Annotated in this window: 15 protein-coding genes; 4 read left to right on the top strand and 11 right to left on the bottom strand. The window is 70.7% G+C overall.

Annotated elements, in window-relative coordinates; genetic code table 11:
- Positions 1-29 precede the first annotated feature (29 nt).
- The 4 genes from Acor_RS11110 (at position 30) to Acor_RS11095 (ending at position 3,705) form a co-directional block, all read left to right on the top strand.
- On the top strand, positions 30-1,409 hold the full coding sequence (locus tag Acor_RS11110; protein ID WP_155336505.1) for an aminotransferase-like domain-containing protein: 1,380 nt from the start codon (positions 30-32) through the stop codon (positions 1,407-1,409).
- 219 nt (positions 1,410-1,628) lie between these two features.
- Entirely contained in the window at positions 1,629-2,174 is a 546-nt protein-coding gene (locus Acor_RS11105; protein ID WP_155336504.1) for a CGNR zinc finger domain-containing protein, read from the top strand.
- 38 nt (positions 2,175-2,212) lie between these two features.
- Positions 2,213-2,818 (top strand): GNAT family N-acetyltransferase, encoded by a 606-nt coding sequence (locus Acor_RS11100; RefSeq protein WP_155336503.1) that lies wholly within the window; start codon positions 2,213-2,215, stop codon positions 2,816-2,818.
- Between the two features lie 11 nt (positions 2,819-2,829).
- Complete coding sequence (locus Acor_RS11095) at positions 2,830-3,705, top strand: 1,4-dihydroxy-2-naphthoate polyprenyltransferase (protein WP_155336502.1); 876 nt, start codon at positions 2,830-2,832, stop codon at positions 3,703-3,705.
- On the opposite strand, the gene dapB is transcribed toward Acor_RS11095, so the two are convergent.
- From dapB to infB, 11 genes are all read right to left on the bottom strand, one after another.
- Positions 3,702-4,439, bottom strand: a complete 738-nt coding sequence (gene dapB / locus Acor_RS11090; RefSeq protein WP_155336501.1) for a 4-hydroxy-tetrahydrodipicolinate reductase — start codon at positions 4,437-4,439, stop codon at positions 3,702-3,704. The genes Acor_RS11095 and dapB overlap by 4 nt on opposite strands.
- 48 nt (positions 4,440-4,487) lie before the next feature.
- Entirely contained in the window at positions 4,488-5,810 is a 1,323-nt protein-coding gene (locus Acor_RS11085) for a M16 family metallopeptidase (RefSeq protein WP_246238576.1), read from the bottom strand.
- The gene (locus Acor_RS11080; protein ID WP_155336500.1) at positions 5,807-8,125 is read right to left on the bottom strand and encodes a polyribonucleotide nucleotidyltransferase; all 2,319 of its coding nucleotides are present in this window, start codon (positions 8,123-8,125) and stop codon (positions 5,807-5,809) included. Before Acor_RS11080 ends, Acor_RS11085 begins: the two co-directional genes overlap by 4 nt.
- A gap of 294 nt (positions 8,126-8,419) precedes the next feature.
- Positions 8,420-8,689, bottom strand: coding sequence for a 30S ribosomal protein S15 (rpsO, locus tag Acor_RS11075; RefSeq protein ID WP_155336499.1), 270 nt, complete (start codon positions 8,687-8,689; stop codon positions 8,420-8,422).
- Positions 8,690-8,831: 142 nt separating this feature from the next.
- Positions 8,832-9,857: a DUF6461 domain-containing protein gene (locus Acor_RS11070; protein WP_155336498.1), complete on the bottom strand. Its 1,026-nt coding sequence runs from the start codon at positions 9,855-9,857 to the stop codon at positions 8,832-8,834.
- Between the two features lie 162 nt (positions 9,858-10,019).
- Entirely contained in the window at positions 10,020-10,982 is a 963-nt protein-coding gene (locus Acor_RS11065; RefSeq protein WP_155336593.1) for a bifunctional riboflavin kinase/FAD synthetase, read from the bottom strand.
- A 43-nt stretch (positions 10,983-11,025) separates the two neighbouring features.
- The gene (gene truB / locus Acor_RS11060) at positions 11,026-11,910 is read right to left on the bottom strand and encodes a tRNA pseudouridine(55) synthase TruB (protein WP_155336497.1); all 885 of its coding nucleotides are present in this window, start codon (positions 11,908-11,910) and stop codon (positions 11,026-11,028) included.
- Complete coding sequence (locus Acor_RS11055) at positions 11,907-12,920, bottom strand: DHH family phosphoesterase (protein ID WP_246238575.1); 1,014 nt, start codon at positions 12,918-12,920, stop codon at positions 11,907-11,909. The genes truB and Acor_RS11055 overlap by 4 nt, the downstream gene beginning before the upstream one ends.
- Positions 12,917-13,405 (bottom strand): 30S ribosome-binding factor RbfA, encoded by a 489-nt coding sequence (gene rbfA / locus Acor_RS11050; protein WP_155336496.1) that lies wholly within the window; start codon positions 13,403-13,405, stop codon positions 12,917-12,919. The genes Acor_RS11055 and rbfA overlap by 4 nt, the downstream gene beginning before the upstream one ends.
- Positions 13,406-13,453: 48 nt before the next feature.
- Positions 13,454-13,750: a DUF503 domain-containing protein gene (locus tag Acor_RS11045; RefSeq protein WP_155336495.1), complete on the bottom strand. Its 297-nt coding sequence runs from the start codon at positions 13,748-13,750 to the stop codon at positions 13,454-13,456.
- A gap of 94 nt (positions 13,751-13,844) precedes the next feature.
- On the bottom strand, positions 13,845-15,961 hold a 2,117-nt coding region (gene infB / locus Acor_RS11040), incomplete at its 5' end, for a translation initiation factor IF-2 (protein WP_155336591.1).

The following is a 15,961-nucleotide window of genomic DNA, read 5'->3' as shown; positions in this document are numbered from 1 at the left end:
CACTGACGATAGCGCTATTCTCTACTCTCATGAATGAGGATAGCAGTATCGCCAAAGTCGCCGACGTCCTGCGGGCGGAGGCCGACCGGCTGGGGCCGGGGGCGAAGCTGCGGTCCAGCCGGGAGCTGGTGCGGGAGCTCGGGGTCAGCCCGGTGACCGTGTCGCGGGCCATCGCGCGGCTGACCGCCGAAGGCCGGGTGATCACCCGGCCGGGCAGCGGCGCGTTCGCGGCGCCGGGGCGGCGGGCGGCCGAGGCGACCGACTCCTCCTGGCAGACGGTGGCGCTGGGCGACCGGGTGGTGGACGACACCGGGGTGGCCGGGCTGCTGGCGGAACCGGGCGACGGGGTGATCCCGCTGACCGGCGGCTACCTGAACGCGGCGCTGCGGCCGGTGCGGGAGCTGTCCGCCGCCGCGACGCGGGCGGTGCGCCGGCCGGAGGCGTGGGCGCTGCCGCCGCTGAACGGGCTGCCGGAGCTGCGGCGGTGGTTCGCCGGGGAGGCGGGGGTCTCCAGGAACGACGTGCTGGTGGTCAGCGGCGGCCAGGCCGCGCTCAGTCACGCGTTCCGGTCGCTGGCGGGGCCGGGGGAACCGATTCTGGTGGAGACGCCGACCTACCCGGGGGCGCTGGCCACGGCGAAGATGGCCGGCTTGCGCGCGGTGGCCGTGCCGGTCGATCGGGACGGGGTGCGGCCGGAACTGCTGGCCGAGGCGTTCGCGGTGACGGGAGCGCGGGTGTTCTACTGCCAGCCCACCCTGCACAACCCGACCGGGGCGACGCTGACCCGGGAGCGGCGGGCGCAGGTGCTGGACGTGGCGCGGGCGGCCGGCGCGTTCATCGTCGAGGACGACTTCTCGCGCTATCTGGCGACCAGTCCGCAGCCGCCGTCGCTGGTGAGCCTGGACGAGCACGGCACGGTCGTGCACGTGCTCTCGCTGAGCAAGATCTCCGCGCCCAGCCTGCGGGTGGCGGGGCTGATCGCGCGCGGACCGGCCGCGCGGCGCCTGCGGGCCAGCCAGGTGGTGGAGTCGTTCTTCGTGGCCAGGCCGCTCCAGGAGACGGCGCTGGAGTTCGTCACCTCACCGGCCTGGCGCCGCCACCTCACGGCGGTGCACCGGGAGATCGGCGAACGGCAGCGGCAGCTGCTCGCGGCGCTGGCCCGCCACCTGCCCGCCGCCGAAGTCCATCTGGTCCCGCCCGGCGGCCTGCACCTGTGGGTACGCCTGCCGGACGAGACGGACGAAGCGGCCCTGGTGGAGCGCGCCCACCGGGCCGGGGTGCTGGTCAGTCCCGGCGGGATCTACTACCCCGCAGAACCGCCCGGCCCCCGGATCCGGCTCACCCACATGGCCCCCGCGGACCACGCCGAGCTCACCGAGGCCGTCATTCGGCTGGCCGCCGCGTTCTGACGGCTCAGGCGATCCGGTTCCGGCGCGCGGGAACGTCCTCGTTCAGCCGCCGGGCCATCCGGGCGCGCCGCTTCTTCTGCTCGATGGCCAGGTAGGCCAGGTAACTGACGTGCACGGCTCCTCCTCGGGAAGCTTCAACACCAGTGAAAGCGTTATGACGGTGTCGATTATTCCGCAACCCCCGACTCTCGTACAGTGGTTTTCGAGGTGATCGTAGGTATGTCCGCTCCGGCTGAGCTGCTCCGCGACTTCGTGAACACCTACGACGTCGAGGGAGGGATGGACGAGCTGGCCTCCCCGGCCGAGCTGACCGGGTGGCTGCGGGAGCGCGGCCTCGTCGGCCAGGAGGACCGGGCCGTGGACCGCGACCTGGCGGTCGCCGTACGCCTGCGGGAAGGGCTGAGAGTCACGCTGCGGCACCATCACGACGGCGACCTCTCCACCACCCCGGCCGGACTGACGGCGGCTCTCGCGGCGCTTCCGCTGCATGTGACCCTGGTCCAGGGCGTGCCCGGCCTGGCGCCGAGCCTGAGCGGCGCGCCGGGCGGTCTGGCCCGGATCGCGGCACTGATCTCGGCCAGTCACGCCGACGGAAGCTGGCCACGCCTTAAGGTGTGCGTCGAGGGCACCTGCCAGTGGGCGTTCCTTGACTCGTCCAAGAACCGTTCCCGCTCCTGGTGCTCAATGCGCGTGTGTGGAAATCGAACGAAAACTAGGACATATCGGGCTCGACGCCAGGCAGAAGGTTCGGCGAGCCCCTCCTGACCAGTACGGTGTTACAGGCACAGAAAGGAGCCGGCCCAATGGGTGTTAGACCTGCCCGTCTCGAAGACGTCGACGCGGTGACGAGCACCCAGATTCGGGCGTGGAAGCAGGGCTACCGGGAGTTCCTGCCGCCTGGCCCGCTGGAGCAGATGACCGGGGCCGCGGCCGAGAAGATGTGGCGGCGCCAGTGGGACGAGGCCATCCTCTCCCCGCCGAGCCCCCGCCACCGGGTGCTGGTCGCGGTGGAACGCGTGGTGATGGACACCGACCACTGGAGCGCTCTCGGCCCTGGCGGGATCCTGGCTCCGCCATCCCACGAGCGGGCCTCCGACCGGGTGGTCGGGCTGGCCTCGCACGGGCCGGCCGAAGATCCCGACCTGCATCCGGCGACCACGGCCGAGTTGCTCACCTTACTCGTCGACCCCAACCACATCAGGCGCGGACACGGCAGCAGACTGCTCAACGCGACCGTCGACCATCTCCGCGAGGACGGTTACGGCGCGGTCGTGACCTGGGTCTTCGCCGACAACCATCCGATGCTCGGGTTCCTGGAGTCGGCCGGCTGGGGTGAGGACATGGCCGAGCGGGTGCTCGACATGGGCCGCCCGATCCGGATGATCCGGCTCGGCACCGACATCAGCTGAGGCTTCCTATCGTGGCATCCCCCGTTCAGTGGCTGGCCGGCGCGCGCCCGCGCACCCTCCCCGCGGCCGTCGTCCCCGTCGTCGTCGGCACCGGCGTGGCGGTCCAGGCCGGTGGGTGGGTCTGGTGGCGGGCGCTGCTGGCGCTGCTCGTGGCGCTGGCCCTCCAGGTCGGCGTCAACTACGCCAACGACTACAGCGACGGCGTGAAGGGCACCGACGCCGACCGGGTCGGCCCGATGCGCCTGGTCGGATCCGGGGCGGCGACCGCCTCGCAGGTCCTCAGGGCGGCGCTGGCCTGCTTCTTCGTGGCCGCCGTGGCCGGGCTCGTGCTGGTGATCGCCACCGGGGCCTGGTGGCTGATCCCCGTCGGCGCGGTCTGCATCCTGGCCGCCTGGTACTACACGGGGGGTTCCCGGCCGTACGGGTACTACGCCCTCGGTGAGCTGTCGGTCTTCCTGTTCTTCGGCGTGATCGCGGTCACCGGCACGACCTACGTCCAGGTGGAGCACCTGCCGTGGCTGGCGCTGGTCGCGTCGGTGCCGGTGGGGTTGCTGGCCTGCGCCCTGCTGGTGGTCAACAACCTGCGCGACATCGCCACCGACACCCCCGCGGGCAAACGCACGCTGGCCGTGGTCCTGGGCGACCGGCGCACCCGCGCGCTCTACATCGCCTACCTGCTGCTCCCCTACGCCGTGGTCGCGGGGATGATCCCTGCCGCGCCCTTCACAGCACTGACCCTGCTGTCCGGCTTCCTCGCCATCGCGCCGATCCGGGCCGTCCGCCGGGGCGCCACCGGCCGCGGGCTGATCGCCACGCTCCAGCAGACAGGGCGCCTCCAGCTGGTGTTCGGCGCCCTGTTCACCCTCGGCCTGGCGCTGCCCTCCTAAAGGTCGAGCAGCGCGTCCAGGCCCACCGTCAAGCCGGGCAGGTCACGGACCCGCCGCACCCCCAGCAGGACCCCGGGCGTGAACGACGAACGGTTCATGGTGTCGTGGCGGATCGTGAGGACCTCGCCCTCGCCGCCCAGGATGACCTCCTGGTGGGCGATCAGCGCCGCCAGCCGGACGGCGTGCACCCGCACCCCGTCGATGTCCGCGCCCCTGGCGCCGGCGATCTCCTGCGTGGTCGCGTCCGGTGAGGGCGCCACGCCGCCCTTGCGGCGCGCCTCCGCCACCAGCTCGGCCGTCCGCCTGGCCGTCCCCGACGGCGCGTCGGCCTTGCCGGGGTGGTGCAGCTCCACGATCTCGACGGACTCGAAGTACTTCGCCGCCTGCTGGGCGAAATGCATCATCAGCACGGCCGCGATGCCGAAATTGGGGGCGATCAGCGCGTTGGTCCCCGGGTGCGCGGCCAGCAGCTCCCTGACCCGGTCCAGCCGTTCTGCGTCGAACCCCGTGGTCCCGACGACCGGGTGGATCCCGCGCGAGACGCACCACTCCAGGTTGCCCATCACCACGTCAGGATGGGTGAAGTCCACCACCACCTCGGCCTCGGCCAGCAGGTCCAACGGATCGTCCTTGTCGACGGCCCCCACCAGCTCCAGGTCCGCCGCCGCGTGCACGGCCTTGCACACTTCTACGCCAACCCGCCCGCGGGCACCCAGAACCCCAACACGAATCATTGGCCAAGGTTATCGGGACCGAGGCCCGCGTCACCGCGGGCCCCGGCCTCAGGCGATCGCGTAACCGAAGTCCTTGTCGCCGTACGGACCGATCACGGCCAGCGTCATGGGACGGCTCAGAATCGTGCTCGCCACCGAGGCGATGTCCTCGGGGGTGACCTCCTCGATCCGGGTCAGCACCTCGTCGACCGACATCAGCTGGTCGTAGACGAGCTCGCTCTTCCCGATCCTGGACATCCGGGACCCGGTGTCCTCCAGGCCCAGCACCAGGCCACCGCGCATCTGGCCCTTGCCCCGCGCGATCTCCTCGTCGGTGAGCCCGTCGGCGACGAGCCGCGCGACCTCGTCCCGGCAGATCTTCAGCACATCGTCGATCTTGGAGGGCAGGCAGCCGACGTAGATGCCGAACTGCCCGGTGTCCGCGTACTGCGAGGTGTAGCTGTAGGCCGAGTAGGCCAGCCCGCGCTTCTCCCTGATCTCCTGGAACAGCCGCGACGACATCCCGCCGCCGAGCGCCGCGTTGAGCACCCCGAGCGCGAACCGCCGCTCGTCGGTACGGCTCACGCCGGTGGTCCCGAGCACCAGGTTGGCCTGCTCGGTCGCCCGGTCAACCACCCGGACGCCGGACCGGTCGGCCACCCCAGGCCCGCCCAGGCGGGGCGCGATGGGCTCACCCGGGCCGCCGAGCGCGCCGGCGCGATCGTAGGCGGCGGCCACCAGTTCGACCACCCGCTCGTGCGACACGTTCCCGGCCACCGAGATGACCGTGTGCGAGGGCAGGTAGTAGCGCTGGTAGTACTCGTGGATCCGGTCCCGGCTGAGCGCGTTGATGGAGTCCTCGTTGCCGAGGATCGGGCGGCCGATGGGCGTGTCGCCGTACAGCTGCTCGGCGAACGCCTCGTGCACCACATCGGAGGGATCGTCGTCGTGCATGGCGATCTCCTCCAGGATCACGCCCCGCTCCGACGCCACGTCCGCCTCACTGATCAGCGACGAGGTGACCACGTCGGCCAGCACGTCGATGGCCAGCGGCAGGTCCTCGTCCAGGACCCTGGCGTAGTAGCAGGTGTACTCCTTGGCGGTGAAGGCGTTGATCTCGCCGCCGATGCCCTCGACGGACGCGGAGATCTCCATCGCGTCCCGGGTCGGAGTGCCCTTGAAGAGCAGGTGCTCCAGGAAGTGGGTGGCCCCCATGTGCTCGGGGGCCTCGTCCCTGGAGCCGATGCCCACCCACGCGCCGACCGCGACGCTGCGCACGGTCGGCATGGTCTCGGTCACCACCCGGAGCCCGCCGGGCAGGACGGTGCGGCGGATGACGCCCGCACCGTCCTTCCCGGGGAACAACGTGCTGGTGGCGGTCAGTACGCTCACGAGTTGCGCTCGTCCCGCCCGCCACGGGTGCGGCTGCGGCGCGGCCGGTCGTCGCGCGGACGGTCGTCACGCGGCCGGTCCTCGCGGGGCTCGGGCTCCGGCTCCGGCTCGCCGGATTCGGCCCTGGCCGCCTTCTCCAGAGCCTCCTTCTCGACCACCTCGACCGGAACCAGGGAGAGCTTGCCGCGCGCGTCGATCTCGGCGATCTCCACCTGGATCTTCTCGCCGACGCCCATCACGTCCTCGACGTTCTCGATCCGCTTGCCGCCGTGCAGCTTGCGGATCTGGGAGACGTGCAGCAGGCCGTCCTTGCCGGGCATCAGCGAGACGAACGCGCCGAAGGCGGCGATCTTGACGACCGTGCCCAGGTAGCGCTCGCCGACCTCCGGCATGTGCGGGTTGGCGATCGCGTTGATCGCGCTGCGCGCCGCTTCTGCGGCCGGGCCGTCGGTGGCGCCGATGTAGATGGTGCCGTCGTCCTCGATGGTGATCTCGGCGCCGGTGTCGTCCTGGATCTGGTTGATCATCTTGCCCTTGGGGCCGATGACTTCGCCGATCTTGTCGACCGGAACCTTGATCGTGATGATCCGCGGCGCGGTCGGGTTCATCTCGGCCGGGGAGTCGATGGCCTCCTGCATGACGTCCAGGATGGCCAGCCGGGCCCCGCGGGCCTGCTTGAGCGCGCCGGCCAGCACCGAGGCCGGGATGCCGTCGAGCTTGGTGTCCAGCTGGAGCGCGGTGATGACGTCCTTGGTGCCGGCGACCTTGAAGTCCATGTCGCCCATGGCGTCTTCGGCGCCCAGGATGTCGGTCAGCGTGATGAACTGGTCGCCCTCGCCGATGAGACCCATCGCGATGCCCGCGACCATCTCCTTCAGCGGCACGCCCGCGTCCAGCAGCGCCATCGTGGACGCGCAGACCGAGCCCATCGAGGTGGAGCCGTTGGAGCCGAGCGCCTCGGACACCTGGCGGATCGCGTACGGGAATTCTTCCCTGGTCGGCAGCACCGGGACGAGCGCCCGCTCGGCGAGCGCGCCGTGCCCGATCTCACGCCGCTTGGGCGAGCCCACCCGGCCGGTCTCCCCGGTCGAGTAGGGCGGGAAGTTGTAGTTGTGCATGTACCGCTTGGTCCGCTCGGGATTGAGCGTGTCGATCATCTGCTCCATCCGGAGCATGTTCAGCGTGGTGATGCCCAGGATCTGGGTCTCGCCGCGCTCGAACAGGGCCGAGCCGTGCACCCGCGGCACCACGTGGACCTCGGCGTTGAGCTGCCGGATGTCCTTCGGGCCACGCCCGTCGATCCGGATGCCCTCGCTGATCACGCGCTCCCGCATCAGCTTCTTGGTGAGGCTGCGGAAGGCGGCGGAGATCTCCTTCTCCCGGCCTTCGAAGTCGGCCAGCAGCTTCTCCGCGGCCAGCGCCTTGACCCGGTCGATCTCGCTGTCGCGGTCCTGCTTGGCGGCGATGGTGAGAGCGGCGGCGAGCTCGCTGCGCACCGCGTTCTCGACCGCCTGGAACGCGTCGTCCTGGTAGTCCAGGAAGATCGGGTACTCGGCGGTCGCCTTGGCCGCGACCTGCGCGATCTTGGCCTGCGCCTCGCACAGCACCTTGATGAACGGCTTGGCCGCCTCCAGGCCCTGGGCGATGGTCTCCTCGGTGGGCGCGACCGCGCCCTCGGCGACCAGCTTCAGCGTGTCCCTGGTGGACTCGGCCTCGACCATCATGATCGCGACGTCGCCGTCCGGGAGCGTCCGGCCGGCCACGACCATGTCGAAGGTCGCGCCCTCCAGCTCGGTGTGAGTCGGGAAGCCCACCCACTGGCCGCTGATCAGCGCCACCCGGACGCCGCCGATGGGGCCGGAGAACGGCAGCCCGGCGAGCTGGGTGGACAGGCTGGCGGCGTTGATCGCGACCACGTCGTACAGGTGGTCGGGGTTGAGCGACATGATCGTCGCCACGACCTGGATCTCGTTGCGCAGGCCCTTCACGAAGGACGGGCGGAGCGGCCGGTCGATCAGGCGGCAGGTGAGGATCGCGTCCTCGGACGGCCGGCCCTCACGGCGGAAGAACGAGCCGGGAATGCGGCCCGCCGCGTACATGCGCTCCTCGACGTCCACCGTCAGCGGGAAGAAGTCGAGGTTCTCTTTGGGATTCTTGGACGCCGTGGTCGCGGAAAGGACCATGGTCTCGTCATCCAGATAGACGACGGCGGAACCCGCCGCCTGGCGCGCGAGCCGCCCGGTCTCGAACCGGATCGTGCGCGTGCCGAAGGAGCCGTTGTCGATAACGGCTTCCGTGCTGTGGACACCCTCCACGGGGGACCTCCTTTTGAGTCGGTCACCCCACGTCCGTGTGTTATCCGCCGGCTCCCCGTTGGTGCAGTGCCGGTCTTCGATCGAAGCGCCCGGTTACCATGACCGGGGGCCACTACCGAGGACCGGCCCTCTCACGCCGCGGGATCGCGCGTGTGTGCTTGTCTTGCGGACGCGGGGCACTGGTTCTCGGGGTCGAGTCGGCCTTCCGGCTCCCTCTCCCTTTCGGCTATTTAGTTTTCCTGCTGGCGGGCTTATGCGAAAGGAGCGGCGATGCGATCGCCGCTCCTTTCGAGGCTATCGGCGCAGGCCCAGCCGCTCGATCAGCGTACGGTACCGCGTGATGTCCTTGGCCTGCAGGTACTTGAGCAGGCGGCGGCGGCGGCCGACCAGCAGGAGCAGGCCGCGGCGGCTGTGGTGGTCGTGCTTGTGCGTCTTGAGGTGCTCGGTCAGGTCGCTGATGCGCCGGCTCAGCAGCGCGATCTGGACCTCGGGGGAACCGGTGTCCCCTTCAACCGTGCCGTATTCGGTGATGATGGCCTTCGTGGTGGCGGTGTCGAGCGACACTCAAACTCCTTCTTCGGGAGGCACGCGAAACATATTTCCAAGCCCGCGAACGACCGTGCGTGCCTACAGTCGCCGTGACGAGGCCGACGAATACTCAGCCGACGCTCAAGGTTACCACCGCAGCTCAGCACCCCGACCGGGATCAGGGGGTCCTGGCGCAGGTGCGGAGGATGGTCCAGCGGACTTCGGCGTCGTGCCCGCCGGAGTGGATCCGCCAGCCCAGCCGGGTGGCCTCGCCCGCCGCCACCCCGTCGTCCGGGTCCAGGGCCGCGATCAGCACCTTCACCGCGAGCGCCCGATCCCCGTCCAGCCCCGGCGTCAGGGTGCGCAGCCCCGCCCGCAGCGCCGCCGCGTCCAGCCGGCCGGCACCGTTGACGGTCCTGGGCCTGGCCACCCCCATCGAGCCGAGGCTGCGCAGCGCGGCCGTCACCTCGGGGCCGCTGAGGCCGGTGTCGGTGACGGCCTGCCGGGCCGCCAGGACGGCGATGGCCCGGCGCCGCCCGGCCGGATCGGCCAGGATGGCGGCGAACTCGGGCTCCCTGGCGACCGGATGCTCGCGCAGCGCCAGCGGCACCGGGTCCACCGGCTTGCGGCGCAGGATCGTATAGCGATCCAGCGCGCCGCCCAGGCGGTCCACGTCGAGACGGACCCCGGTGACCCGCTCCCCGAGCGCCAGCGCCGCCTCCTGCCAGGAGTCCTCAGGCGAGCCCTCGGCGCAGGGCAGGCCCTTCATCAGCTCGTCCAGCTCGTGCGGAGCGGCCCCCCAGCGGCCGGTCAGGTGCTGGACCTGGGCGATCCTGGCCCCCCTGCGGTACAGCGCGAACTCGGGACGCCCGCCGAACCGCACCGCGAACGCCGTCCCCCGCGCGGACAGGCCGCGCATCACCTCGGGACGGAAGCCCTGCGCGCCGCGCGGTTCCACGCCGAGCGCCCATCCGTCCGGCAGGTCGTCCAGGACGATGATGCCGGGCGCGTGCTCCCCGGCGCCGTCCGCCTCCTCGGCCGCCTCCAGGAGCGTCTGCGGGGAAGGCCCGACCAGATCGATGCCGAAATGTCGGGCCGCTTCGGGTCTCGTGGCATTTTCGATCCAGCAGACGCAGGCGTTCTCGCGCAGGATCCAGTGTTTGTCGAGCAGGTGCCGGTAATACTCAAGAAGATCGTCAGCCATGTGCTGCCGCCAGTGAATGCCGGGGTCCCGCCCGCGGGAATGCGAGCGGGACCGAAGTCGGATGTCGTACCGTGCACGCCGGTCCCGGGGGTGGGTTTCCGGCACTCTGGGAAGTCAGGCAACACCAGAGAGATAGTCCACGGCGACATTACGCCCGTTCGGCTACATCGCGGAGCTTTCCGCGTCAGTAAACTGACGTGCCTGGTCCACATCGGCATGCATTTGGTGGATTAGCTCCTCAATTGAGGAGAATTTTAGGGTGTCGCGGAGCCGGAGGCCGAAATCCACGGCCACGTGCGCGCCGTACAGGTCGAGATCGTCGCGATCCAGCGCGTACGCCTCGACGGTGCGCTCCGCCCCCGAGAAGGTGGGATTGGTGCCGATCGAGATCGCGGCCGGCCACCGCTGCCCCTCGTACGGCGACGGCGACTGCGTCACCAGCAGCCACCCCGCGTAAACCCCGTCGGCCGGCACCGCCGTGTACTGCGGCGACTCCACGTTCGCGGTGGGGAACCCGAGCGCCCGCCCGCGCTGGTGCCCGCGGACCACCACGCCCTCCAGCCGGTGCGGACGCCCCAGCGCCTCGGCCGCCGCGGCCACGTCGCCGGCCGCCAGCCGCTCCCTGACCAGGGTGGACGAGATCGCCACGCTGTCGCTGACCAGCGGCACGCCCTCGGCCACGAAGTCGTACTTCTCGCCCAGGGTGCGGAGCGTCTCCAGATCGCCGGCGGCCTTGTGGCCGAACCGGAAGTTCTCCCCCACCACGACCCCGGCCGCGTGCAGCCGGTCCACCAGGGCGTTCTGCACGAACTCGTCCGGGCTCATCCGGGAGAAGGCCAGCGTGAACGGCAGCACGCAGACCGCGTCCACGCCGAGTTCGCCGAGGAGTTCGGTGCGGCGGCGCTGCTGGGTGAGCTGCGGCGGGTGGCTGCCGGGGCGGATCACCTCGTCCGGATGCGGGTCGAAGGTCACCGCCACCGCGGCCACGCCGAGGGTGCGCGCCAGCGCGACCGCCTGGGCCACCATCTGCTGATGGCCCCGGTGCACGCCGTCGAAGACGCCAATGGTGACGACCGATCTGCCCCAGTCCTCGGGCACGTCGTCCAGTCCGTGCCAGCCCCGCACGTCGACCCCAATCATCGATGAGAAGACAAGCGTGCCACACGCCTCACCCTACGAAGACGGCGAGGGGCTTGGCCGCCCCCTGCCGCTCCTCGACCAGCGAGAGCAGCGTGCCGTCGGGCCCGAAGACGCCGATCGGCCCGGCCCCGAGGCCGATCGCGGGCAGCCGCCCGCCGTGCGCGACGAGTCTGGCCTCCTGCTCGGTCACGTCCCGGCGCGGGAAGGCCGCCGCGACGGCGGCCTCGATGGGCATGATCACGCATTCTTTCTGAAGCTCGTCGAGCGTCTTGCCGTCGGTGTACGGGCCGACTCTCGTGCGCCGCAGATACGTCAGATGGCCGCCGACCCCGAGCGCGGCGCCCAGGTCGCGGGCGAGCGCCCGGATGTAGGTGCCGGAGGAGCAGGTGATGGTGGCGTCCACGTCGACGACCTGGCCGTCGTTCCTGATCGCGGTCACGTCGAAGGCGTACACGGTCAGCGGCCGAGCCTGGAGCTCCACCTCTTCGCCGGCGCGGGCCAGCTTGTACGCCCGCTCGCCGTTCACCTTGATGGCGCTGACCTGCGGCGGCACCTGCATGATCGGGCCGGTCAGCGCGGCCACGCCCTTGACCACGGCGGCGTCCTCGACGTGCCCGGCCGGCGCGGTCGAGGTGACCTCGCCCTCCGCGTCGTCGGTGTTGGTGCCGACCCCGAGCCGGATCGTCGCCTCATACACCTTCTCGGTCAGCGCCAGGTGCCCGAGCAGCCGGGTCGCCTTCTCCACGCCGACCACCAGCACGCCGGTGGCCATCGGGTCCAGCGTCCCGGCGTGGCCGACCTTGCGGGTGCCCGCGATGCCGCGCATCTTGGCGACCACGTCGTGCGAGGTCCAGTCGGCGGGCTTGTCCACGATGACCAGCCCGCTCGGCGGCGGGGTTCTTTTGCTGTTCAAGAGAGCATCTCCCGTAGCCGGGCCATGGTCTGGTCCGGGGGTTGCGTGGTGGAGAAGCCGGCCGCGCTGGGGTGGCCGCCGCCGCCGAGTGCCGTACAGGCCCGGCCGACGTCGACCGCGCCCTTCGAGCGGGTCGAAACGTTCCAAGCGCCGGTGTCGTCCTCCTTGAGGACCACGGCCACGTCGACGCCGTCGACCTTGCGGATCACGTCGATCACGCCCTCCACCTCGTCGTACGGCAGGGCGTTGAGCGCGCGGTCCTGCCGGGTCACGGTGGTCCACACCAGACCGGCGCCGCCGGCCGCACCCGGCTCCTGGACGGCCCTGCTCAGCGCCGCGCCGAGGACCCGCAGGTAGCCGAAGGGCGAGCGGTCCCACAGTTCGCGGGCGATCTCGTCGGGGTTCAGCCCGGCGGCCAGCAGCCGGCCGGCCATGGCGTGCACGGCGGGGGTGGTGGAGGCGTACCTGAACGAGCCCGTGTCGGTCACCAGCGCCGCGTACAGACAGGTGGCGATGGCCTTGTCCACGGTCAGCCCGAGCCGGTCGATCAGCTCCTCGACCAGCACGGCGGTGGCCGCGGCCACCGGATCCACCAGGTGCAGCGTGCCGAAACCGGTGTTGGAGGCGTGGTGGTCCACCACCACGAGCTCCCCTGCCGCGCGGGAGGCCGGGATGAGCAGGCCGAGCCGGTCCCGGGTGGACGCGTCGAACGTGATCATCAGCTCCGGCGCCGCCGGGAACTCGCCCGGCGGCACCAGCAGGTCCTGGCCCGGCAGGAAGCGCAGCAGCCTGGGCACCGCGAAGGCGTGGTCCCCGAACGAGGCCACCACCCGCTTGCCGCGCTGCCGCAGCGCCTGCCCGAAGGCCAGCATCGAACCCAGCGCGTCGCCGTCGGGGGTGACGTGACAGGCCAGCGCGATGGAGTCGTGCCCGCGGACCAGCGCGACGGTCCGCTCCCAGTCCCGCTCCCGCGTCAGCCCGGGTCGCGCCTCACTCAGATCCGACGTCACGTGGCGGCGCGTCCCGCGTGCCCCGGCACGTCCTCTTCGACGTCGAGCTCGTCATCGAACTCGGCGTCCTCCTCCCGCTTGTACGGATCGGCTTCGCCCGCGTACTCGGCCCCTTCGGCCCGCTTGGCGATCTCCTCGTCCCGCGCCTTGGCCTCGGCGAGCAGCTCGTCGAGGTGCCGGGCGCTGTCCGGCAGCGGGTCGTGGGTGAAGCCCAGCGTCGGCGTGTGCCGCAGCCCGGTCTGCCGGCCCACCTCGGAGCGGATGATGCCCTTGGCGCTCTCCAGCGCGGCGGCGGTGTCCTTGCGCTCGGCGTCGGACCCGAACACCGTGTAGAACACGGTGGCGTCGCTCAGATCGTTGGTGACCCGGGTGTCGGTGATGGTCACGAAACCGAGCCGAGGATCCTTGATCCGGCGCTCCAGCATCTCGGCGACGATCTGCTGAATCCGGTCCGCGAGCTTCCTGGCTCGCGCGGCGTCCATGATCGCGCTCCCCTTTCCTTCAATGTACGGCTGACGCTGGGATGCCGTCGCCTATTCCTCATCGTTGAAAAGCCGATGCCGAGCCGAGAGCAGCTCGATCTCCGGATGGAAGGCGACCACCCGCTCGCAGGCCTCCAGCACCTCACCGCAGTTGACGGCGGAACCGGAGACCACGGCGATGCCGATCTCGGCCCGCCGATGCAGGTCCTGGTGGCCGGTCTCGGCCACGGCGACCGCAGGGAAGCGGCGTTTCACCTCGGCCACGAGGGGGCGGATCACCGAGCGCTTCTCCTTCAGCGAGTGCACCTCGCCGAGCAGGATGTCCAACGTCAGAGCACCGACATACATGTATTTGTGCGCGTCAATCAACCCTGACGCGGGGGGTCGTGAAGACGGGCCGGTTCCCGGGCCCTGAGGGCCCGGGAACCGGTTTGGCAGAACCTCAGGAGCGAGGCTTCTCCTGCATCTCGAACGTCTCGATGACGTCGTCGATCTTGATGTCGTTGTAGCCGACACCGATACCGCACTCGTAGCCCTCGCGGACCTCGGTCGCGTCGTCCTTGAAACGGCGCAGCGAGGAGACCGTGAGGTTGTCCGCGACGACCACGCCGTCGCGGATGATCCTGGCCTTGCTGTTGCGGATGATCGTGCCGGAACGGACCAGGGAGCCCGCCACGTTGCCGATCTTCGGAACCTTGAAGACCTCGCGGACCTCGGCGGTGCCGGTCCTGACCTCCTCGAACTCCGGCTTGAGCATGCCCTTGAGGGCCGCCTCGATCTCCTCGATCGCCTGGTAGATGACCGAGTAGTAACGGATGTCGACGCCCTCGCGCTCGGCCAGATCGCGGGCCCTGACCTCGGGCCGCACGTTGAAGCCGATGATCACGGCGTTGTCGTCCGCGATCGCCAGGTTGACGTCGTACTCCGTGATCGCGCCGACCGCGCGGTGCAGCACCCGGAGGTTGACCTCCTCGCCCACATCGATCTTGAGCAGCGCGTCTTCCAGTGCTTCCACCGAACCGGACACGTCACCCTTGATGATGAGCTTGAGCTCGTCGATCTTGCCCTTCTCGTAGTCGCTGAACAGCTCTTCCAGCGTACGGCGGCGACCGGCCTTGGCCATCTCCGCGATCCGCTGCCGAGCCGCCCGCTCCTGGGCGATCTGGCGGGCCATCCGGTCGTCGGTGACGACCAGGAAGTTGTCACCCGCCCGGGGCACGGCCGTGAGACCGAGCACCCGCACCGGACGCGACGGGTCGGCCTCTTCGACCGTGTCGCCGTTGTCGTCCAGCATCGCCCGGACTCGGCCGTAGGCCTCGCCACAGACGATCGAGTCGCCGACCCGGAGCGTGCCGCGCTGAACCAGCACGGTCGCCACGGGGCCGCGGCCCTTGTCCAGGTGGGCTTCGATGGCCAGGCCCTGCGCGTCCATGTCGGGGTTCGCGCGCAGGTCGAGCTCGGCGTCGGCGGTCAGCAGGATCGCCTCAAGGAGGCTGTCGATGCCGAGACCCTGCTTGGCCGAGATGTCGACGAACATCGTGGAGCCACCGAACTCCTCGGCGACCAGGCCGTACTCGGTGAGCTGGGCCCGCACCTTGGTGGGGTCCGCGCCCTCCTTGTCGACCTTGTTGACCGCGACCACGATCGGCACGTTGGCCGCCTGGGCGTGGTTGAGCGCCTCGATGGTCTGCGGCTTCACACCGTCGTCGGCCGCGACCACCAGAACGGCGATGTCGGTGGCCTGAGCGCCACGGGCACGCATGGCGGTGAACGCCTCGTGACCCGGGGTGTCGATGAAGGTGATCTTCCGCTCTTCGCCCTCGTGCGTGGTGGCGACCTGGTAGGCGCCGATGTGCTGGGTGATGCCACCGGCCTCGCGGGCCACCACGTTGGTGTTGCGGATGGCGTCCAGCGTCTTGGTCTTACCGTGGTCGACGTGACCCATGACGGTCACCACCGGCGGCCTCGGCACCAAGTCGGCGTCGTCGCCCTCGTCCTCACCGAACTCGATCTTGAAGGACTCCAGCAGCTCGCGGTCCTCCTCCTCGGGGCTGACGACCTGGACCACGTAGTCCAGCTCAGCGCCGAGCAGCTGCAGCGTCTCCTCGTTGACCGACTGGGTCGCGGTCACCATCTCGCCGAGGTGCAGCATGATCTGCACCAGCGCGGCCGGGTTGGCGCCGATCCGGTCGGCGAAGTCCGACAGCGAGGCGCCACGCGGGAGGCGGATCGTCTGACCGCCGCCACGGGGAGCCTGCACGCCGCCGATCGCCGGAGCCGACATGTTGTCGAACTCCTGGCGCCGCTGGCGCTTGGACTTGCGGCCACGGGTCGGACGTCCACCCGGACGGCCGAACGCGCCCGCCGTGCCGCCACCGCGGCCACGGCCGCCGCCACCGGGACGACCGGCGAAACCGCCGCCACCGCCACCGGGGCCGCCACCGGCGCCACCGGGACGACCAGCGCCGCCACCGCCGCCGCCGCCGGGACGACCGGCGAAACCGCCGCCGCCACCGGGACGACCGCCGCCGCCACCGGCGCCACCGGGACGGCCACCGC

Source organism: Acrocarpospora corrugata (genome assembly GCF_009687845.1).
GTDB classification, from domain to species: Bacteria; Actinomycetota; Actinomycetes; order Streptosporangiales; family Streptosporangiaceae; genus Acrocarpospora; species Acrocarpospora corrugata.
The sequence above is the reverse complement of the archived record's forward strand: the minus strand, read 5'-3'. Positions and strand labels throughout refer to the sequence as shown.

What these genes read in the sequence shown, in the direction of transcription:
- Acor_RS11110 (WP_155336505.1), top strand. Translation starts at nt 30, where the DNA reads ATGAATGAGGATAGCAGTATCGCCAAAGTCGCCGACGTCCTGCGGGCG.
- Acor_RS11100 (WP_155336503.1), top strand. Translation starts at nt 2,213, where the DNA reads ATGGGTGTTAGACCTGCCCGTCTCGAAGACGTCGACGCGGTGACGAGC.
- Acor_RS11105 (WP_155336504.1), top strand. Translation starts at nt 1,629, where the DNA reads ATGTCCGCTCCGGCTGAGCTGCTCCGCGACTTCGTGAACACCTACGAC.
- Acor_RS11045 (WP_155336495.1), bottom strand. Translation starts at nt 13,750, where the DNA reads ATGTATGTCGGTGCTCTGACGTTGGACATCCTGCTCGGCGAGGTGCAC.
- Acor_RS11070 (WP_155336498.1), bottom strand. Translation starts at nt 9,857, where the DNA reads ATGGCTGACGATCTTCTTGAGTATTACCGGCACCTGCTCGACAAACAC.
- dapB (WP_155336501.1), bottom strand. Translation starts at nt 4,439, where the DNA reads ATGATTCGTGTTGGGGTTCTGGGTGCCCGCGGGCGGGTTGGCGTAGAA.